This is a genomic window from Modestobacter sp. URMC 112 (assembly GCF_053502575.1).
This window is the reverse complement of the sequence record NZ_CP199957.1, coordinates 2,456,921-2,475,936: the sequence shown is the minus strand read 5'-3', so window position 1 is coordinate 2,475,936 and position 19,016 is coordinate 2,456,921. Positions and strand designations below refer to the sequence as shown.

General features: G+C 74.6%; 22 protein-coding genes. 12 read left to right on the top strand and 10 right to left on the bottom strand.

Annotated features, from left to right (window positions below):
- Window positions 1–18: 18 nt before the first annotated feature.
- Entirely contained in the window at window positions 19–1,035 is a 1,017-nt protein-coding gene (locus ACWIX6_RS11560; RefSeq protein WP_448612571.1) for an SDR family oxidoreductase, read from the bottom strand.
- 158 nt (window positions 1,036–1,193) lie between these two features.
- Here ACWIX6_RS11560 and ACWIX6_RS11555 point away from each other — a divergent pair, with 158 nt between their 5' ends.
- Entirely contained in the window at window positions 1,194–1,994 is an 801-nt protein-coding gene (locus ACWIX6_RS11555) for a methyltransferase domain-containing protein (protein ID WP_448612570.1), read from the top strand.
- 39 nt (window positions 1,995–2,033) lie between these two features.
- On the opposite strand, the gene ACWIX6_RS11550 is transcribed toward ACWIX6_RS11555, so the two are convergent.
- Window positions 2,034–2,438 (bottom strand): hypothetical protein, encoded by a 405-nt coding sequence (locus tag ACWIX6_RS11550; RefSeq protein ID WP_448612569.1) that lies wholly within the window; start codon window positions 2,436–2,438, stop codon window positions 2,034–2,036.
- Between the two features lie 104 nt (window positions 2,439–2,542).
- On the opposite strand from ACWIX6_RS11550, the gene ACWIX6_RS11545 reads away from it, so the two are divergent.
- Window positions 2,543–3,499 (top strand): EamA family transporter, encoded by a 957-nt coding sequence (locus ACWIX6_RS11545; RefSeq protein ID WP_448612568.1) that lies wholly within the window; start codon window positions 2,543–2,545, stop codon window positions 3,497–3,499.
- 6 nt (window positions 3,500–3,505) lie between these two features.
- Here the strand turns inward: ACWIX6_RS11545 and ACWIX6_RS11540 are convergent, their stop codons facing one another.
- From ACWIX6_RS11540 to ACWIX6_RS11530, 3 genes are all read right to left on the bottom strand, one after another.
- On the bottom strand, window positions 3,506–4,336 hold the full coding sequence (locus ACWIX6_RS11540) for a hypothetical protein (RefSeq protein ID WP_448612567.1): 831 nt from the start codon (window positions 4,334–4,336) through the stop codon (window positions 3,506–3,508).
- Window positions 4,337–4,502: 166 nt separating this feature from the next.
- On the bottom strand, window positions 4,503–4,910 hold the full coding sequence (locus ACWIX6_RS11535) for a YkvA family protein (protein ID WP_448612566.1): 408 nt from the start codon (window positions 4,908–4,910) through the stop codon (window positions 4,503–4,505).
- 122 nt (window positions 4,911–5,032) lie between these two features.
- On the bottom strand, window positions 5,033–5,203 hold the full coding sequence (locus ACWIX6_RS11530; protein ID WP_448612565.1) for a hypothetical protein: 171 nt from the start codon (window positions 5,201–5,203) through the stop codon (window positions 5,033–5,035).
- Window positions 5,204–5,421: 218 nt separating this feature from the next.
- Here ACWIX6_RS11530 and ACWIX6_RS11525 point away from each other — a divergent pair, with 218 nt between their 5' ends.
- From ACWIX6_RS11525 to ACWIX6_RS11510, 4 genes are read left to right on the top strand one after another with little or no spacing between them, the layout of a single operon-like run.
- The gene (locus ACWIX6_RS11525) at window positions 5,422–5,676 is read left to right on the top strand and encodes a hypothetical protein (protein WP_448612564.1); all 255 of its coding nucleotides are present in this window, start codon (window positions 5,422–5,424) and stop codon (window positions 5,674–5,676) included.
- Window positions 5,673–6,503 carry a hypothetical protein gene (locus ACWIX6_RS11520; protein WP_448612563.1) on the top strand — a complete coding sequence of 277 codons (831 nt, stop codon included), beginning with the start codon at window positions 5,673–5,675 and terminating at the stop codon, window positions 6,501–6,503. The genes ACWIX6_RS11525 and ACWIX6_RS11520 overlap by 4 nt, the downstream gene beginning before the upstream one ends.
- 13 nt (window positions 6,504–6,516) lie before the next feature.
- Complete coding sequence (locus ACWIX6_RS11515; protein WP_448612562.1) at window positions 6,517–8,313, top strand: fumarate reductase/succinate dehydrogenase flavoprotein subunit; 1,797 nt, start codon at window positions 6,517–6,519, stop codon at window positions 8,311–8,313.
- On the top strand, window positions 8,310–9,065 hold the full coding sequence (locus tag ACWIX6_RS11510) for a succinate dehydrogenase/fumarate reductase iron-sulfur subunit (protein ID WP_448612561.1): 756 nt from the start codon (window positions 8,310–8,312) through the stop codon (window positions 9,063–9,065). The genes ACWIX6_RS11515 and ACWIX6_RS11510 overlap by 4 nt, the downstream gene beginning before the upstream one ends.
- Before the next feature lie 117 nt (window positions 9,066–9,182).
- On the opposite strand, the gene ACWIX6_RS11505 is transcribed toward ACWIX6_RS11510, so the two are convergent.
- Window positions 9,183–9,566, bottom strand: a complete 384-nt coding sequence (locus ACWIX6_RS11505) for a cupin domain-containing protein (RefSeq protein ID WP_448612560.1) — start codon at window positions 9,564–9,566, stop codon at window positions 9,183–9,185.
- Window positions 9,567–9,651: 85 nt separating this feature from the next.
- Entirely contained in the window at window positions 9,652–10,257 is a 606-nt protein-coding gene (locus tag ACWIX6_RS11500) for a TetR/AcrR family transcriptional regulator (protein ID WP_448612559.1), read from the bottom strand.
- 142 nt (window positions 10,258–10,399) lie between these two features.
- Between ACWIX6_RS11500 and ACWIX6_RS11495 the strand changes: the two genes are divergently transcribed.
- Window positions 10,400–11,377 carry an alpha/beta fold hydrolase gene (locus tag ACWIX6_RS11495; RefSeq protein WP_448612558.1) on the top strand — a complete coding sequence of 326 codons (978 nt, stop codon included), beginning with the start codon at window positions 10,400–10,402 and terminating at the stop codon, window positions 11,375–11,377.
- A 113-nt stretch (window positions 11,378–11,490) separates the two neighbouring features.
- Window positions 11,491–12,231 carry an alpha/beta fold hydrolase gene (locus tag ACWIX6_RS11490; RefSeq protein WP_448612557.1) on the top strand — a complete coding sequence of 247 codons (741 nt, stop codon included), beginning with the start codon at window positions 11,491–11,493 and terminating at the stop codon, window positions 12,229–12,231.
- Window positions 12,232–12,315: 84 nt separating this feature from the next.
- Here the strand turns inward: ACWIX6_RS11490 and ACWIX6_RS11485 are convergent, their stop codons facing one another.
- From ACWIX6_RS11485 to ACWIX6_RS11475, 3 genes are read right to left on the bottom strand one after another with little or no spacing between them, the layout of a single operon-like run.
- Window positions 12,316–12,612 carry a DUF6510 family protein gene (locus ACWIX6_RS11485; RefSeq protein WP_448612556.1) on the bottom strand — a complete coding sequence of 99 codons (297 nt, stop codon included), beginning with the start codon at window positions 12,610–12,612 and terminating at the stop codon, window positions 12,316–12,318.
- A gap of 37 nt (window positions 12,613–12,649) precedes the next feature.
- A complete protein-coding gene (locus tag ACWIX6_RS11480; protein WP_448612555.1) occupies window positions 12,650–13,120 on the bottom strand; it encodes a DUF5709 domain-containing protein in 471 nt (156 codons plus the stop codon).
- Window positions 13,121–13,127: 7 nt separating this feature from the next.
- Complete coding sequence (locus ACWIX6_RS11475; protein ID WP_448612554.1) at window positions 13,128–13,328, bottom strand: hypothetical protein; 201 nt, start codon at window positions 13,326–13,328, stop codon at window positions 13,128–13,130.
- A gap of 264 nt (window positions 13,329–13,592) precedes the next feature.
- Here ACWIX6_RS11475 and ACWIX6_RS11470 point away from each other — a divergent pair, with 264 nt between their 5' ends.
- The 4 genes from ACWIX6_RS11470 (at window position 13,593) to ACWIX6_RS11455 (ending at window position 19,004) form a co-directional block, all read left to right on the top strand.
- Window positions 13,593–16,391 carry a helix-turn-helix transcriptional regulator gene (locus ACWIX6_RS11470; protein WP_448612553.1) on the top strand — a complete coding sequence of 933 codons (2,799 nt, stop codon included), beginning with the start codon at window positions 13,593–13,595 and terminating at the stop codon, window positions 16,389–16,391.
- 67 nt (window positions 16,392–16,458) lie between these two features.
- Window positions 16,459–17,061 carry a molybdopterin-dependent oxidoreductase gene (locus tag ACWIX6_RS11465; RefSeq protein WP_448612552.1) on the top strand — a complete coding sequence of 201 codons (603 nt, stop codon included), beginning with the start codon at window positions 16,459–16,461 and terminating at the stop codon, window positions 17,059–17,061.
- Window positions 17,031–17,786, top strand: a complete 756-nt coding sequence (locus ACWIX6_RS11460) for an FAD-binding oxidoreductase (protein WP_448612551.1) — start codon at window positions 17,031–17,033, stop codon at window positions 17,784–17,786. Before ACWIX6_RS11465 ends, ACWIX6_RS11460 begins: the two co-directional genes overlap by 31 nt.
- Before the next feature lie 102 nt (window positions 17,787–17,888).
- Complete coding sequence (locus ACWIX6_RS11455; RefSeq protein WP_448612550.1) at window positions 17,889–19,004, top strand: transglycosylase domain-containing protein; 1,116 nt, start codon at window positions 17,889–17,891, stop codon at window positions 19,002–19,004.
- Window positions 19,005–19,016 lie beyond the last annotated feature (12 nt).

Here is a 19,016-nt window from a genome sequence, read left to right as displayed (position 1 = left end):
CCCGGCCGGTGCCGCCGCCTACCGCGCCAGCGGCTTCAGGACGAGCCCCACCACGGCGAGGGCCTCGGACGCCAGCGGGACGCGGCGGACCACCGGGTGCCGCTGCAGCGCCGTGTACAGGCTGTGCGGCCAGGCGGTCGCGTCGAACCCGCCCCGGGCGGTGTCGTGCCCGTCCAGCGGCGCGAAGAGGTTGTCCGGCGCGTCGGCCGACTTCGGCTCCCCGGTGTCGTGCGCCTCGAACCCGAAGCGGACCAGGAGTGCGTCCACCAGGCCGGGGGCCAGCTTCTCACCGAGGATGAGCGCCTTCGCCGACCCGCCGACGACCAGGTCCCGCACCGGGTGCTCCGCGGCGTACAGGACGGCGTCCACCACGACGTCGGGCTGGTAGATGGGCGGCGGCGCGACCGGCTTGACGCCGATCTTGGTCCGCGCCTGGTCGAACAGGGGCGTGTTGATGGTCGCCGGCATGACGTTGGTGACGCTGACCGGCAGCCCCTCGCGCCGGACCTCCATCCGGAGCGTCTCGACGAACCCGTCGATGCCGTGCTTGGAGGCGCAGTAGGCGGTCTGGAGGGGCACGCCCCGCTTGGCCCCCATGGAGGAGATGTGGATGAGCGCTCCCCCGTGCTGCTTGAGGTGCGGCAGGGCGGCCATGGCCCCGTGCACCTGGCCCAGCAGGTTCACGTCGAGGACCCGGCGGAACTCCTCCGGCGTCGTCTCCTCGAACGGCGCGACCAGCAGCACCGCGGCGGCGTGCACCCAGGTGTCCAGCCGGCCGTACTCGGCCACCGCGCGCGAGGCCACCCGCCGCATGTCGGCGGGGTCGGTGACGTCCGCGACCTCGGCGCACGCCTCCCCTCCCGCCGCCCGGATCTCCTCGACCAGCGACCGGAGGCCGGCCTCGCCCCGGGCGGCGACGACGACCTTCGCCCCCTCCGCGGCGAGCCGGGCCGCGGTCGCGCGGCCGATGCCGCTCGACGCGCCCATCACGACGACGACCTGGTCACGCACTGGCTTCAACTGGAGCTGCGGCATGCCCGTCCCCTACCCGGTCGGCAGCGGGGCAAGGGGGCACCGGACCGATGTGCTGCAGTCCACAGCCGGCGCACCCTGGGCACCGGCTGCGCCCGGCGGAGGGCTGGACGGCTCCCCCGGCCGGCGGGACCATGCCTGCGGACCCAGGGGGGACCGTCATGACGGAGTACGCACTCGAGGTCACCGAGGACGAGGTCCGGCGGTACCGGATGATGGCCGACCGGGCCCGGACCGACGAGGCCGACTCCTGGCGATCCGCCGGCATCGTGCCCGGCGCCACGGTCGCGGACGTCGGGTGCGGTCCCGCCGCGGTCGCCGTGGTGGTCGCCGAGGTCGTCGGCCCGACGGGCCGGGTGATCGGTGTGGAACCCGACCGCTCCGCGCGGGCCGCCGCCCGGCGGCTGGTCGCCGACAGCGGGGCCGGCAACGTCGAGGTGCGAGAGGGCACCGGCACCGACAGCGGGGTGGCGCCGGGATCGGTGGACGTCGCGCTGATGCGGCACGTCCTCGCGCACAACGGCGGCCGGGAGCAGGCGATCGTCGACCACCTCGCCGGCCTGGTCCGGCCGGGCGGGTCCGTGTACCTCGTGGACGCCGACGGGACGGCGCTACGGACCCTGGACACCGACCCCGAGCTCGCCGACCTGCACGAGCGGTACGTCGAGCTGCACCGCCGGAAGGGCAACGACCTGCGTACCGGGCTGAGGCTGCGGCAGCTGCTCGAGCGGGCCGGCCTCGACGTGGAGCGGCACGAGGGCCACTACACGATCGCCGCCATGCCCCCGGGCATGCGCCCACCGTCGTGGGCCGCCCGGGACGCCCTGCTCGAGGCGGGGCTCGCCGTCCAGGACGACGTCCACCGCTGGACGGCGGCCTTCGACCGGATGGACGCCGCACCGGTCCGCCCCACCGTGTTCGCGCCCGTCTTCGTCGGCGTCGGGCGGCGTCGGGTGACCTGAGCGGTGCCGGGGCCGCCGCCTGACCGCTCCGGGGCACGGTCAGCGGCGGGCGAGGACGGCCATCGCCAGCGCGCCGCCCCACACCCCCGCGACGATCGGGGTCTCGAGCGGGTCGAACCCGGCCGGGCCCAGCCGGGCGCGCATCATCCGCTCGCTCGCACAGCCCAGCGTCAGGCCGGTGCCCAGCCACCCCAGCACCCGGCGCGCGGAGTCGTCCGGTCCGCGGACCAGCCGGACGACGGCCCAGGCCTGGGGCCCGAGAAGGTAGGGCGGGGCGCTGTACGCCGTCCCGAACCACAGCCAGTCCCGGACGAGGTGCTCGCGGCTGCCCGTTCTGAACGGGACGTCGAAGTGCCGGCGCCGCCGCAGCGCGACGACGTGTCCGGCCAGCTGGGCGGCCAGTTGCGCGGAGGCGACCGCCAGGAGCGTCGATCGGTGCACCATGCCGCCGCACCGTAGGACGCCCGCACCCACCGCGGCTCCAGGACGGGCCGGTGTCTAGCGTCGAGGGCGCCCACCTCCCCTGACCGCCCCGGGACCGCACCCGCATGAGCACCCCACCACCGGCCACCGTCCCGACCTCCGGTCGCGCCTCCGGGCTGCGCCGCTGGAGCACGCCCGGGACGGGCGGAGCGGTCGGCATGGTGCTCGGCGGCATCCTGTCGGTGCAGTTCGGCGGCGCGCTGGCCGCGACGATGTTCGACCGGGCCGGACCGGCCGGCATGGTCACCGTGCGGTTGTGCGGCGCCGCGCTGGTGCTGGTGCTGCTGGTCCGGCCGCGCTGGCGGGGTCGCTCGCGCGCCGACTGGGCCGTGGTCGCGGCCTTCGGGCTCTCGCTGGCCGCCATGAACGGGTTGTTCTACGAGGCGCTGGCGCGGCTGCCGATCGGCGCGGCGGTCACCGTGGAGTTCCTCGGGCCGCTGGGCCTGGCCGCGGTGCTGTCACGCCGGCTGCAGCACCTGGGCTGGGTGCTGATGGCGGCCGCGGGCGTGCTCCTGCTCGGGCACGGCTCGTTGACGGGGCTGGACCCCGCCGGCGTGGTCTTCGCCCTCGGCGCGGGCGTGTGCTGGGCCGGCTACATCCTGCTGTCCGCCGAGACCGGACGCCGCTCCGCGGGCCTGGACGGGCTCGCCCTCGCCAGCGCGGCCGCCGCGCTCATGGTGCTGCCCCTCGGGGTCGCCTCGGCCGGCCCGGCGCTGCTGGCGCCCGACGTGCTGCTGGCCGGGCTGGCTGTCGCCCTGCTGTCCTCGGTGGTGCCGTACGCCCTCGAGATCACCGCGCTCCGCACCCTGGCCAGCAGGGTGTTCGGTGTGCTGATGAGCCTGGAACCGGCCGCCGCGGCGCTGGCCGGGCTGCTCGTGCTCGGCCAGGTGCTCACCCCGGTGCAGCTGCTGGCGGTGGGGCTGGTGGTCGGAGCCAGCATCGGTGCCGCCCGCTCGCCCGCCGCGGCTCCCCTGCCCACCGACGGGACCGGCCGGGGACGGCGCCGGCGCGGGCCGCGCTGAGCCGGGTCAGGGGGCGATGCGGGCCGGTATGCGCCGGGCTTCCAGGAGCAGGCAGACGTGCTGCAGCCCGGCGATCGTGGCGGCCTGCAGCAGCGGCAACCGCACCAGCATCGCGCCGACCGGACCCAGGAAGGACGCGAGCAGCCACATCGAGGTCCCCAGGCAGAGCAGACGTCGTCCCCAGTCGCCGGCGTCGGGTCCCCGCCGCGCCAGGGGGAGCACGCCCAGGCCGAAGGCCACGCCCAGCACCGCCCAGAGCACCGCGGCCCTGTGGTCTCCCCCCAGCCACTCGGCCGGGAGCACGCCGATGAGGGCCGCCCCGACGGCGACCGACCACCACAGCCGCCCGGCAGGACGGCTGCTCCCCCACCCGGCCGGCTCGTAGCAGTCCAGTGACGTCAGCGGGTGCTCGGCCAGCATCCGCGGACGGTCCCGGTGGACCTCCACCGACGGGTGCTCCCGGACGACCTGCTCCACCAGGTCCGGCGGCACGGCGGCCGACAGCCACAGCGCCTCCACCCGGCTGTGCTCCGCCCGCAGCCCACGGGTCCCCGCGACGACCCGGCCCCAGCAGGCGACCACCGCGAGGACGTGCCGGCTGATCGGCTGGTCCCCGACCCACTGCTCCGAGCCGTAGGCGTAGAAGCCGCACGTGCAGTCCGGGTCCGGGCTGCGGTGCGGCGGCCTGTCCTCCCGCGAGCACTGCGCGGTGTTGGGGCCGTCCTGCCACCGCCGGCTCGAGAACAGCGGGTACAGGCCGCCGTCCGGACCGATCCGGAAGGTGCGCAGCGCCCTGACCTGGCCCACCTGCGGCTCGAAGCCGCCGTAGGCGTCCATCGTGGCTACCGCGCCGGAGCCGGTTCCCGGTGCGGCTCGGGTCGCTCCGGAGCGGCCGGCCGGGGCGCCGGCTCGGGGACGGGGAGGACCTCGATGCGGCGGACTTCCTTGCCGATGTTGCCCATGCGGAGAGCGTAGGCACCCGGGGTCGGGAACGGGGGGTCCCCTACTCCGGGAGCCGGCTCGCGCGGCGCAGCGCGGCCAGACCGTCCGGGGTGCCGGGCCAGTGCCGGTCGATCGCTGCCGGGCCGGCGCGGCGGGCCACCGAGCGCAGCACGAGGGCGACCACGATCGCGTCGTCCGCGTGGCCGAGCACGGGCACGAAGTCGGGCACCAGGTCCAGCGGCGTCGCCAGGTAGCCGAGCAGGAACCACAGCCGGACCCGGACAGCACGCGGCAGGGTGCCGTCGCCGGCCAGCCGGTGCACCAGCCGCACCACGTCGGGCAGCAACCGCAGCAGGTCCCGCAGCCGCAGCTCGTCCGGACGCGTGGCCCACAACACCGCCATCAGCACCACCCAGCACAGCAGCAGGCCCCCCAGCACCCCGACCAGCGTCCACCCCCAGCCCGGCATCGCCCACCCCCCTCCCGCCTGTGACGTCCTCGACCGGGCCGGTCGGCCCGGTCGGCCCGGTCGGCCCCCTTGCAGGGCCCCGCCGCGAGCCTGCGAGTGGCGGGGGGCAAGGGGGTCCTTGATCAGTCCAGGGCCACCGGCGCTCCGCCGAACGCGATCAGGCTGACGACCCAGTACGCGAGGTAGAGCGCCAGCAGGGTGCAACCCTGCCACCGCGCCAGCCGGCCGGTGGACAGGGAGCAGGCGGCGAGGGCGGTGAGGATGACGAGCGTGGGCAGGTGCCAGGTGAGCACGTCCGAGCCCTCGAGGACCTCGACCGCACCTGACCGACCTCCCGGGGCCTTCCCCGGACCACGGTGCCCGAGCCACTCCGCGGCCCCGTGCGGACAGCCGCCGGACCTCGACGGACCGCGCCGAAGTGGCGCGGCCGAGCCCCTTTCCCCCGGCCGCCGTCCGTGGTCGACTTCCGTCCTCGCCGCCTCGCGGCGGCAGCAGCGATCTGGAGGCAGCGATGTCCCTGGAACAGGACGTGGCAGCGGCCCGCACGGCGGTCGACACCCTGGAGCAGGCCTGCGCCACGGTCACCAGACACTTCGGTGACACCGTCGACGCCAGACGGCTCAGGGTCGACGTGGCACGGCTCCGCGACGACCTCAACCTGCTGTGCGGTGCACAGGCACGCGGTCGGGCGCACGAGCCGTTCGCGGCCGTCTACGGCGACGGGGACGACGACGGCATCGGCGGGTCGGGCCGCATGGGGCGGTGACCACCACCGCTCCGCGGGGGGCCGGGGCGGTCGTCCCCGGCGGCGGGAACGGGATGGCCGCGCCGCGCCGGGCGGCGATCGCGGCGAGGACGCTCCGCACCGACCGCTGGTGGCTCCAGCCACTGCTCACGGTGGTCGCACTGGTGGCGTTCATCGTCTACTCGTCGTTCCGCGCGTTCCAGAACGCGCACTACTTCGCCGAGCCCTACATCTCGCCGTTCTACTCGCCGTGCATCACCACGGCGTGCGAGGGCGACACGTTCCCGGAGTTCTTCACCGGGCCGGCCTGGATCTCCCCGGCGATCTACATCCTCGTCGTGCCGCTGGGCTTCCGGCTGACCTGCTACTACTACCGGAAGGCCTACTACCGGTCGTTCTGGCTCTCGCCGCCCGCCTGCGCGGTCGCCGAGCCGCACAGGCGCTACACCGGTGAGACGCGGCTGCCGCTGCTGGGCCAGAACGTGCACCGCTACTTCTTCTACCTGGGCCTGCTGTTCAACCTCGTCCTCACCTACGACGCCGTCCTCGCCTTCCGCGACGAGACCGGCGCATGGGGGCACATGGGGCTGGGCACGCTCGTCCTGCTGGCGAACGCCGCCCTGCTGTGGCTGTACTCGCTGTCCTGTCACTCCTGCCGGCACATCGTCGGCGGCCGGCTCAACTCCTTCTCCCGGCATCCGCTGCGATACCGGTTCTGGACCGCGGTCTCCCGGCTGAACGCCGATCACATGAGGTACGCGTGGGTCTCGCTGTTCAGCGTCGCCTTCGCCGACTTCTACGTCCTGCTGCTCGCCACCGGCACGATCTCCGATCTCCGGTTCTTCTGATGACGGGGGCCTGATGGAACTGGAGCGGCACGAGTACGACGTCGTCGTGGTGGGGGCCGGCGGTGCCGGTCTGCGGGCCGCGATCGAGGCCCACGAGCAGGGCGCGCGGACGGCGGTGGTGTGCAAGTCCCTGCTCGGCAAGGCGCACACGGTGATGGCCGAGGGCGGGATCGCCGCCGCCATGGGCAACACCTGGGCCGACGACAACTGGCGGGTGCACTTCCGCGACACCATGCGCGGCGGGAAGATGCTCAACCACTGGCGGATGGCGCAGCTGCACGCTCAGGAGGCGCCGGACCGGGTCCGCGAGCTCGAGGACTGGGGCGCCCTGTTCGACCGCACACCCGACGGTCTGATCAGCCAACGCGACTTCGGCGGGCACCGGTACGCCCGCCTGGCGCACGTCGGCGACCGCACCGGGCTGGAACTGATCCGCACCCTGCAGCAGCGCACCGTCGCCCTCGGCATCGACGTCTACATGGAGTGCACGGTCACCCGGCTGCTCACCGACGAGGACGGGATCACCGGCGCCTTCGGGTACTGGCGGGAGTCCGGGCGCTTCGTCGCCTGGCAGGCGCCGTCGGTCGTGCTGGCGACCGGCGGGATCGGGAAGTCCTACAAGGTCACCTCGAACTCCTGGGAGTACACCGGCGACGGCCACTCCCTGGCCCTCCAGGCCGGCGCCACCCTGGTGAACATGGAGTTCGTGCAGTTCCACCCCACCGGGATGGTCTGGCCGCCGTCCGTGCGCGGCATCCTGGTCACCGAGAGCGTGCGCGGGGACGGCGGCGTCCTGAAGAACTCCGCGGGCAACCGCTTCATGTTCGACTACATCCCCGACTTCTTCCGCAAGGAGACGGCGGAGACCGAGGACGAGGCCGACCGCTGGTACGAGGACAAGAAGAACAACCGGCGTCCGCCTGAGCTGCTCCCCCGCGACGAGGTCGCCCGCGCGATCAACAGCGAGGTCAAGGCCGGGCGCGGCACCCCGCACGGGGGTGTGTTCCTCGACATCGCCTCCCGGCGCCCCGCGGAGTACATCCGCAAGCGGCTCCCGTCGATGTACCACCAGTTCAAGGAGCTCGCCGAGGTGGACATCACCGCCGAGGCGATGGAGGTCGGGCCGACCTGTCACTACGTGATGGGCGGGGTGGAGGTCGACCCGGACACGGAGGCGGCGCGCGTGCCGGGGCTGTTCGCGGCCGGCGAGGTGGCCGGCGGGATGCACGGGTCCAACCGGCTCGGCGGCAACTCCCTGTCCGACCTGCTGGTGTTCGGACGGCGGGCCGGGCGGGCCGCCGCGGAACACGCGGAGAAGCGCACCGGCGTCGTCGCGCTGGCCGAGGAGGCACTCGCCGACGCGGCACGGGCGGCGCTCCTGCCGTTCGAGCGGGAGGGCGGGGAGAACCCGTACACCGTGCAGCACGACCTGCAGCAGACGATGCACGACCTGGTCGGCATCATCCGCACCGCACCGGAGATGGAGCAGGCGCTGGAGCGGATCGCCGCGCTCAAGGAGCGGGTGGCGAACCTGTCCGTCGAGGGCCACCGCCAGTACAACCCCGGCTGGCACCTGGCGCTGGACCTGCCGCACATGCTGCTGGTCAGCGAGTGCATCGCCCGGGCGGCCCTCGCCCGCGAGGAGAGCCGGGGCGGGCACACCCGCGACGACTTCCCCGCCACGGACTCCGAGTGGGCCCGGACGAACCTGATCTGCGCCCGCGCCGCCGACGGATCGGTCGGGCTCACCCGGCAGCCTCTGCCGCAGATGCCCCCGGAGCTGGCCGAGATCTTCGAGGAACAGGCATGAGCTACGACGCCACGTTCCGGGTCTGGCGCGGCGACGCCGCCGGCGGCGACCTGCAGACCTTCACCGTCGCCGTCAACGAGGGCGAGGTGGTGCTCGACGTCATCCACCGGCTGCAGGCCACCCAGGCCGGCGACCTCGCCGTCCGCTGGAACTGCAAGGCCGGCAAGTGCGGGTCCTGCAGCGCCGAGATCAACGGGCGCCCGCGGCTGATGTGCATGACGCGGATGAGCACGTTCGGGGAGGACGAAGCGGTCACCGTCACCCCGATGCGGACGTTCCCCGTCATCCGCGACCTGGTCACCGACGTGTCCTACAACTACGCGAAGGCCGCGCAGATCCCGGCGTTCGCGCCCCGTCCTCGGGACCCCGACGGCAACCACCGGATGCAGCAGGTCGACGTCGAACGCTCGCAGGAGTTCCGCAAGTGCATCGAGTGCTACCTGTGCCAGGACACCTGCCACGTCATCCGGGACCACGAGGAGAACAAGAGGGTGTTCGCCGGCCCCCGGTTCCTGATCCGGCTGGCCGAGCTGGACATGCACCCGCTGGACGTGACCGACCGCCGCAACGCGGCCCAGGACGAGTTCGGGCTGGGCTACTGCAACATCACCAAGTGCTGCACCGAGGTCTGCCCGGAGGGGATCCACCTCACCGACAACGGCATCATCCCGCTGAAGGAGCGGGTGGTGGACCGCCGCTACGACCCGCTCACCTGGCTGGGGTCGAAGATCGGCCGGCGGCCGCGGGACTGACGGTCAGCGGCGGGCGGAGGCGGCCGTCGCCACCGCGCCGCTGCACACCCGCCTGACGACCGGCGTCCCCAGCGTGTCCGGCCCGCGGAGCAGCCGGACGACGTCCCTTGCCTGCGGTCATCCGGCTGGACCGCTGAGCAGTGCCACCAGCGGCTGCCCGGCCTCGACCAGGTACGTGGACAGCATCCGGCCCGTCCCCGGACCGACGTCACGGGCGTTGTGCGGCGTGCCCGGGGGGATGAGGAACCCCTCTCCGGCACGCAGTGTCCGTGGGGGCCGGCCCTGGACCAGCATCTCGACCGTGCCGTCGACGATGTAGCCCACCTCCTCCCCGGGGTGCGTGTGCCAGCCGGACTGCACGCCGACCGGGATCTCCGTCAGCACCTGGACGATCTCCCGTCCGGGGACGGAGAACCGTCCGCGTTGGACCTCGGTGCGCTGCAGCGCGCCGGCGAACGCGTCCCGGGGCGGGAGGGAGCCGGGGGTCGGGTCGACGGCCATGGGGCGCACCTCTCGGCAGGCGGTGGGGACCGTCCCCATCCTGCGGATCCGGCGCAGGGGTCCGCATCGGGCGAGCGACTGCGCCTCACGGCGGTCCCTCCACCGCCGCGTCGCGGGCCAGGTGCCGAAGGCGGACGAGGGCATGGTGTGCGGCGTCCGGCAGCGACCGCTCCTGGCCCGCGCGCCAGGTCCGGACCCCCACCCGCAGCGCCAGGAGCGCCATCCCGGCCTCGAGCAGCGCGGTCGCGTCCGGCTCGTCCAGGTCGCGCAGCCGCGCGAGACCGAGGGCCAGCACGCCCTCCACCTCGCGTTGCAGGGACAGCGTCCGCTGCATGAGGCTGCGGTGTCCCAGGACGATCTGGTCCCGCAGGGCGAGCAGGTCCTGCTGGGACTCGAGGAAGGTGGCGAACTCGAGCAGGACCACCCGCAGGCGGTCGCGCTCCGGCACCTGCGCACCAGCACCGAGCGCCGCACCCATCGCGGCCTTGAAGGCGTCGCCGTAGGCGAAGACGACCTCCTCCTTGGTGCCGAAGTGCCGGTAGAAGGTCGCCGGGGCCACCCCTGCCACGGCGCAGACGTCCTCGACCGTGACCTGGTCGAACCCCCGGGCACGGAACAGTTCCAGAGCCGTGTGCTCGATCCGGAGCCGCCGCTCCTCGCGCGAGCCGCCGGCCGGGCTCGTCGGACCCACGCCGCACCCCCGAAGTCGACTGCTGTCAGCTCATCGTGCACCGCGAGCACGGTGGCAGTCGTCCGACTCATGCGCCGACGTCCCCGTCCCGAGCAGACTCCGCTGTCGCCCTCGCACCGGCCGAGCGACCGAGGAGGCACCGATGTCCGTGGACCCCGGGACCGCAGACGGGCAACCGTTCCCCGATGGCTTCGACGACCTCCGGCTGTCCCGCGTGCGGGTCGGGGACGTCACCCTGCGGGTCCGCGACGGCGGATCGGGGCCCCCTCTGCTCCTGCTGCACGGCTACCCGGAGACCCACCTGGCGTGGGCGCTCGTCGCGGGCGGGCTCGCCCGCCACTTCCACGTGGTGGCTCCGGACCTGCGCGGCTACGGGGAGAGCTCCAAGCCGGCCGCCGTCCCCGGCCACGAGAGCTACGGCAAGCGCGCGATGGCCGAGGACTGCGTCGGGCTGATGGACCGGCTGGGCTTCCACACCTTCGACGTCGTCGGCCACGACCGCGGCGGCCGGGTGGGCTACCGCATGGCCCTGGACCACCCCGAGGCCGTGCGGCGGCTGACGGTCATGGACGTCGTCCCCACCGGCGAGGTGTGGGCCCGCGCCGACGACCGCTTCGCCCTCGGCTACTGGCACTGGGCCTTCCTCGCCCAGCCGCACCCGGTCCCCGAACGGCTCATCGCACAGGACCCTGACTTCTTCTTCTTCGACGCGGAGTTCGGTGGCGCGATCCGCGGCTTCCCCCCGCGAGCGGTCACCGAGTACCTGCGCTGCGCCCGCGACCCGGCGGCGATCGAGGCGATGTGCGAGGACTACCGGGCCGGGGCGACGTGCGACCGCCGCTGGGACGACGAGGACCGCGCCGCCGGGCGGCGGATCGGCTGCCCCGTGCAGGTCCTGTGGGCCGGCCGGGGGGCCCTGGGGGCCTGGTACGACACCCTGGCCGTCTGGCGGGCGTGGGCGGACGACGTCCGCGGACGGGCGCTGGACTGCGGGCACTTCATGATGGAGGAACGGCCGGACGAGGTGCGCACCGCCATCCACGACTTCCATGCCCACGGGCGCGCGCCCCAGCCGGTCGTGCCGCCCTCCTCGCCGACGCGGGAGCCGATGGTCGGTTGACCGATGCGGCGGGCCACCGGCCCGGAGCAGCCTCGCTGCCTGCGTCAGGTCGTCCCGGATCCGGGCCGCCGGGCGCAGCCGTCCGTCCCGCCGTCCCCGACCAGGAGTCCACCATGACCCGAACGACCGCAGCCGGCGACCGTGCACCGACCGTCGCGCTGATCCACGGCGCCTTCGCCGACAGCTCCGGCTGGAACGACGTCGTCGCCCAGCTGCTGGCCGCAGGCGTACGGGTGCGCGCCGTCTCCAACCCGCTGCGCGGCATCGCCGTCGACGCCGCCTACGTGGCCAGTGCCCTGTCCCAGCTCCCGGGGCCGGTGCTGGCGGTCGGCCACTCCTACGGCGGTGCTGTCATCACCAACGCGGCACTGCCCGCCGGCAACGTGGTCGGACTCGTCTACGTCGCGGGCTTCGCACCCGACGAGGGAGAGGCCCTCCAGGACGTCGAGGCCGACTCCAAGGACAGCGTGCTCAACAGCGCGCTGGTCGAATGGCGCTACCCCACCGGAGCGGACGGATCGGGCACGGAGTTCGCGATCGACCCCGACCAGTTCCACGACGCCTTCGCCGCCGACGTGTCCCAGGAGCAGGCCCGCATCATGGCAGCGACGCAACGGCCGATCTCGTCCCTCGGCTTCAGCGAGCCGACCGGGGTCCCGGCGTGGAGGAGCCTGCCGTCGTGGGCCGTCATCCCGACCGGTGACCGAGCGGCCGGCACCGACGTCCTGCGCACCATGGCCGCACGAGCCGGTGCGACGGTGACGGAGGTGGACGCATCCCACGTGGTCATGGTGACCCAGCCGAAGGCGGTCACCGAGGTGGTCCAGCACGCCCTGCAGGCGGTCTCGGTCTAGGGCCGGCCGGTCCGGTCGCCGTGGCCGCTCCCCCGTCCCGGCGGCCGGACCCAGGCCCGCCTCCTCGACCTCGGCAGCCGTCGCTCAGCTGGGGCGTCGGGACACCGAGGGGACCGCCAGCAGGCGGACGCCACTCATCTCCAGGCGCAGCCCCGACTCGTCGGAGGCGCAGCGGAGCACGACCTGCATGCAGCCGGGGCAGCGCAGCACCAGGGCCGGCGCGTCGGCGTAGAGCAGGTGCTCACCGAGAGCCGACGGCAGCCCGCAGGAGGCGCACGTCGAGACGGCCGTGGTGGCCTCGACGGCGAGGACCTCAGCAAGGAGACCGCCGGCCGCGTTGCCGTCCAGACGTCGGTCGCCGGATGGGGGCAACTCGGTCACGGTCCACTCCTCCCGGGCCGCCGCAGCAGCCGGCCTCTCATCGTCCTGCCCAGCCGGACGACCCCTCGTCGTCCTGCGGGACGAGGTGGACGGCCGCCTCCTCGGCGGACGCCGCACCGGAGTCGATGCCCGCGTCCACGGCGTACAGCTCCGGTTCGACGTCCCCGCACGTCTCGACCGTCCCCACCAGTCTCCCGGCGCGGAGCGCACCGACCTCGTCGTCGACGAGCTCCCCGTCGGTGTCCGAGGCGTCGCCCAGTCCGTCCCACTCGTCGGCCTGCTCGTCGGGCAGCTCACGCGCGAGCCGGCCCGCGAGCCGCTCCCCGGTCGCCTCCTCGACGTCGGTGGTCCCCCAGTCGGTGGCCGCCCACGGACGCTCCGCCGGCGACCACCCGGTGTCGAGCACGTCGCGGATCCCGCCGGGGTCGACCAGGGTGTCCTCGGGCTCGAGGACACCGGTGTCCTCCTCGGGGTCCGTCCCGTCCGAGCCGAACACGAAGGGGTCCATCGCAGACCTACCGCGTGCCCTCGGGGACCTCGCCGGGCGGGGCCGGGAGGCGTTCGAGGGACTGCACGTGCGCGTCCTGCACCCGGAGGATCGCGTCGCCGCCACGGAACAGCACCGTCCAGCCGTCCTCCCGCTCGACCTCGACGTCGGAGTAGGTCTCCTGCACGACCTGCTCGTCGTCGCCGTAGACCATCCGGTACGTCGCCATCCCGGGCTCCCTCGGTCACCAGTCATCGCGTCGGACGCTCGTCCGCCGGCGGCCGCGGACGCCGCCTGCCCGAGCGACGATGGCCGCGCGGACCTCTCCGGCGCATCGGTCATCCGACTGCCGAGCGGGCAGATGTGCCCCAGCTGCTGGTGGCCCACCCTCGGGATGAGAGACACTCTCACCGACACGTGCACCACCGGCCGAGGGTCACCAACACCTGGCCGCCCTGCCGGGGAACGCACGGGAGAGGCTCCGTTGCCCGGTGTGCCGCCTTCCGTCCTCGCCGGCGATGCGGGCCTGATCGGCCGCTCGGCGGAGTCCACCGCGCTCGCCTCCTTCCTCGAGCGCGCGCTCGCCGACGGGGCGGCCCTGCTGGTGACGGGGGAACCGGGCGTCGGCAAGACCGCCCTGCTCGGGGAGGTGGCCGCGCGGGCGGAGGACTCGGCCGCCACGGTCCTCCGCGCGGCCGGCGTGGAGTTCGAGGCCGAGGTCGGCTTCGCCGGCCTCCACCAGCTCCTGCTCCCGCTCGTCGGCGACCTGGCGGCACTCCCCGAGCCGCACCGGGAGGCGCTGTGCGTCGCCCTTGCACTGGGTTCGGGGCCCACGCCCCACCGGCTGCTGGTCTCGGCCGGCGTCCTCGAGCTCCTCACCCGGGCGTCGACGTCCCGACCCGTGCTGCTCGTCGTCGACGACGCGCCCTGGCTGGACCGGCCGACGCTCGGCGTCCTCGGGTTCGTCGCCCGCCGCCTGCACGGGCGACGGATCGGCCTGCTCGTCGCCGCCCGGACGGACCGGGAAGGCGTCCTGCTGCAGGCCGGTCTCCCCCAGCTCGAGGTCCCACCGCTGGACGACGACGCGGCGGCCCGGCTCCTGCGGGCACGGTTCCCCGACCTCGGTGAGCGGGTCCACCGGCGGGTCCTGGCGACCTCGCAGGGCAACCCGCTGGCCCTGCTGGAGCTCCCGGCGGTCATGACCGGGCCGCAGCGCGCGGGGTCGGAACCGCTGCCGGCCGCGCTGCCGCTGAGCAGCCACCTGCAGAAGGTCGTCGCGCAGCAGCTGGTCGACCTGCCCGCCAGGACGCGGAGGCTGCTCCTCCTCGTCGCGCTCGACGGCACGGGCGACCTCCGGACCCTGCGCGCGGCGGCGGCCGGCGACGGCTGGCTCGACGACCTGGGGCCGGCCGAGCGGGCGCGGCTCGTCCGCGTCGACGTGGGCACCGAGCGGGTGACCCTGCGGCACCCCCTGATCGGGTCCGCGGTGGTGGCACTGTCGACCAGCGGTGAGCTCCGGCGGGCACACGGCGCCCTGGCCGACGTGCTGGTCGACCGGCCCGAGGAGTGCGCCTGGCACCTCGCCGAGTCGGTCGTCGGCCCCGACGCCCGGGCCGCCGACCTCCTCGAGGTCGCGGCGCAGCGGGCACGGCGCAAGGGGGACGTCGTCCGGGCCGTCACCGCTCTGCTCCAGGCCGCGGACCTGACTCCGGCCGGTCCGGACCGGGCGCGCCGGCTCGCCGCCGCCGCGTTCGTGGGCGCCGACTCCACGGGGAGCCTGCGCAGCGTCCCCCAGCTGCTGTCGGCGGCGCACAGCGCCGACCCGGCGGCGCCGGGGTCCCTCGAGGTCGCGGTGGCCGCGGCCCACCACCTGGTCAACGGGGAGGGCGACGTCGCGACCGCACACCTCCTGCTGGTGCGGGCAGTCCAGCAGGCGCTCGACTCCGGATCGGGTGCCGCTGCGGTGGAGGACGCGCTGCACAGCCTCCTGCTCGTCTGCCACTTCGGGGGGCGGGACGAGCTCTGGCGGCCCTTCGAGCGGGCCCTCGCGACGCTGGGAGAGGACGCCCCGGCGCTGCTGTCGGTGTCGAGCACGGTCTTCGCCGACCCCGTCCGGTCCACCGCAGCGGCGCTCGACCGGCTGGACGGCCTGGTCGCCGCGGTGGACGCCGCCGTCGACCCCAGCCAGGTCGTCCGCGTCGGCATCGCCGCGTTCTACGCCGGGCGCCTCCCCGGCTGTCGTCGGGCGCTCGGCACGGTGGTCGCGGACGGGAAGGCGGGCGGTGCCGCCGCCTCGGCCGTCAACGCGCTGATGATGCTCTGCCACGATGCCTTCGACGGCGGACGGTGGGACGAGGCCGAGCGCCTGGCGGGCGAGGGGATCGCCTGGGGCGAGGAACTCGGCTACCGCCTCGTCACCCAGCCCGGCGTCTACTGCCGGGGGCTGCTGGCAGCGGCCCGGGGCGAGGACGGCGCGGCGCAGTCCCTGGCGGACGAACTGGTCGCGTGGTCGGCGCCGAGCGGCGTCCGCCTCGTCGGGGACTTCGCCCGCCGGGTCCGCGGACTGGCCGCGCTGGGGCGCGGCGAGTTCGAGGACGCCTACCAGCAGCTGAGCGTGATCAGCACGGCCGGTGGCTTCGCGCCGTACGCGCCGGTCGCGCCCGTCGTCGCCCTGGACCTGGTCGAGGCCGCTGTCCGCACCGGGCGTCGTGCCGAGGCGGCCGCGCACGTGGCGGCCATGCAGGACGTCCCGCTCTTCACCGGCTCTCCGCAGCTCGCCCTGGTCAGGGAGGCGACCGGGGCTCTCGTCGCCTCCGGCGCGGACGCGTCCCGCCGGTTCGAGCGGGCGCTGACCGTGCCCGCGGCGGACCGGCATCCGTTCGCCCACGCGCGCACCCGGCTGGCGTACGGGGAGCACCTGCGGCGCACCCGGGCGACGAGCGCCGCGCGGGCGCAGCTCGCGGCAGCCCTCGAGACGTTCCGCGACCTCGGGGCACGGCCGTGGGCCGCGCGGGCGGAACACGAGCTCCGGGCGACCTCACCGACCCACCGGGCCCAGCACGCCGGGCAGCGCAGGACCGCGCTGACCGCGCAGGAGCACCAGATCGCGATGCTCGCCGCCTCGGGCCTGTCCAACAAGCAGATCGGCAGCCGGCTGTACCTGTCGCCGCGGACGGTCGGTGCCCACCTGTACCGGATCTTCCCGAAGCTGGGGGTCACCGCCCGCGCCGCCCTGCGGGACGCCCTCAACGACGACGCCGGTGCGGCGGAACGGTCAGCTGCGGTCCTTTGACCGATGTCCCCGACCCGCCGCGGCGGCGACAGTTGCACCGCCGGGGGGACGTCCGGGAGGAGCCGCCATGTCCGTCGTGTCGCCAGGGTTCGGTCGCGGCGCCCCGCGCAGCGACGGGCGGCTGCCGCCCGGCCAGTACGACGCCGGCGACCGCTTCCCGGTGCTGTCGGCCGGCCCGACGCCACGGACGCCGCTGGGCGAGTGGGACCTCACCGTCCAGGGTGAGGTGGACGGGGTGCGGCGCTGGACCTGGGAGGAGTTCCGCGCCCTGCCGCGCGAGGCGATCTCGGTCGACGTCCACTGCGTGACCAAGTGGTCGAAGCTCGACACCCGCTGGGAGGGCGTGTCGGTGGACACCCTGCTGGCCGACGTCCGGAGCGAGGCCGGCTACGTCGTGGCCTTCAGCGACGGCGGATACACGACCAACCTGCCGCTCGCCGACGTGACGGGCGGCAGGGCCTGGGTGGTCGACACCTACGACCAGCAGCCGCTGGCTCCCGAGCACGGTGGTCCGGTCCGGCTGCTGGTCCCCCACCTGTACCTCTGGAAGAGCGCCAAGTGGGTCCGCGGGTTCGCCCTGACCCGCCTGGACGAGCCCGGCTTCTGGGAGACCTTCGGCTACCACGATCGCGGGGACCCATGGCTCGAGCAGCGGTACAGCGGCGACTGAGCTGGCTGCGCGCCGCCGTCCTCGACAACCGCCCGGAGACCGCGCGCGTCCATCGGCTGGTGCTCGACGTGCCCGGCTGGCCCGGCCACCTCCCCGGCCAGCACGTCGACCTGCGGCTGACCGCCGAGGACGGCTACACCGCGCAGCGCAGCTACTCGCTGGCCTCTCCTCCGGAGGACCCCCGGCTGCACCTGCTGGTCGAGCGGTTCGACGGTGGCGAGGTGTCGCCGTACCTCACGGACCAGCTGCGCCCTGCCGACCAGTTCGAGCTCCGAGGCCCCATCGGCGGGTACTTCGTCTGGTCCTCCGCCGTGGACCGGGACCGGGATGCGGCCGAGGGGCACCGTCCGGTCCAGCTGGTGGGGGGCGGCGCCGGCGTCTCGCCCTTCCTCGCCATGCTCGACCACCACCGGCGCACGGGCGGCCCCGCGCCCGTCCGGCTGCTCTACTCGGCCCGCACCGCGGACGACGTGCTGGGGCGCGACACCGTGGGGCCGCAGACGACGATCACCCTGACGCGGGAGGTCCCGCCGGACTGGCGGGGCCTGACCGGCCGCATCGACCGGACGATGCTGCAGGCGCAGACGTTCGCGGCCACGTCGCGGCCCCGGGTCTTCGTGTGCGGCCCCACGTCCTTCGTGGAGGACGTCGCCACGACGCTCGTCGACCTCGGTCACGCCCCGTCCGCGATCAGGCTCGAGCGCTTCGGGGACCCTGCGGGGTAGGTCCGGCTCTGGGCGGCGGGCAGCACGCCGAGGACCGGCCCACCGACGACCACCTCGGTACCCTGGGGCTCCGGTCCGTCGGTCCCAGGAGGACAGCACCGCATGCCCTTCCCGTCGCGCCGCCGCCGCTCGCCCGACGGCGTCCCGGCCGAGCAGCAGTGGACCGACCGGGTCCCGACCCGGCCCATGTCGCGGCCGGTCGCCGACGAGGACCGGCACGCGGAGTACGACTACCCCTGGGCGCAGCGTCCGCCGTCCGACCCGTGGGCCGCGCCGCCTCCGCCGTCCCGGCCGTGGCCGCCGGCACCGCCCTACGACCCCGGGCCACCGCCCCCCTCCCCGCGCCGCCGTCCGGACACCCGGCGGCGCCGGGACGACGTCCCGGTCCAGGACGAGCCCCGGCGCCGGCCGCGTCGCCGGCTGCGCCGCCGCGCGGCCCAGGTCCTGGTGGTCGCCTTCCTGCTGCACGCGCTGGTCCTGCTCTCACTGCGCTGGGTCGACCCGCCCACGACGGCGTTCATGCTGGCCAACGAGCAGGGCGCCGTGCAGCAGTCGGTGCCGGTCGAGCACGTGTCGCGCAACTTCCTCGCCGCCGTCATCGCGCACGAGGACCAGCCACTGCCCTACCGCGACGGTGCGTTCACCTGGGACGAGCTGTCCGGCCGCGCCACCGCGCACCTGCGCGGCGAGGAGGACCCGTCCGGGTCGACCATCCCGCAGCAGGTGGCCAAGAACCTGTTCCTCAACCAGGAGATGAGCGCCTGGCGCAAGGGCGTCGAGGCCGGCCTGTCGATGGAGCTGGCGCTGGTGCTCGACGACCGCCGCATGCTCGAGCTGTACGTCAACCACGCCCAGCTCGGCCCGCGGATCTACGGCATCTGCTCGGCCAGCTGGTACTACTTCGACACCCCGCCGTCCACGCTGTCGGTGGACCAGGCCGTGCAGCTGGTCGGGCTGCTGCCCTCCCCCGGACACGTCCAGCGGGCGCCCGGCGGCGGGCTGGACTTCGAAGTGGACGACGGTCTCGGCTGGCTGTCGCGCTCGCACGTCATCAACGCGCAGAACCGGGTCCCGCGGCACATCGAGCAGAAGGGCTTCCAGCCGGTCGAGGACGCCGGCGTCCCCGGGCTCGCCCAGGACCAGCCGGCCGCCGACGACGACTGCTCCCAGGTGCCCGAGGACGTCGCCGAGCTGATCGCCGCGGAGGGCAGCGGGTAGCCGCCCCCCGGA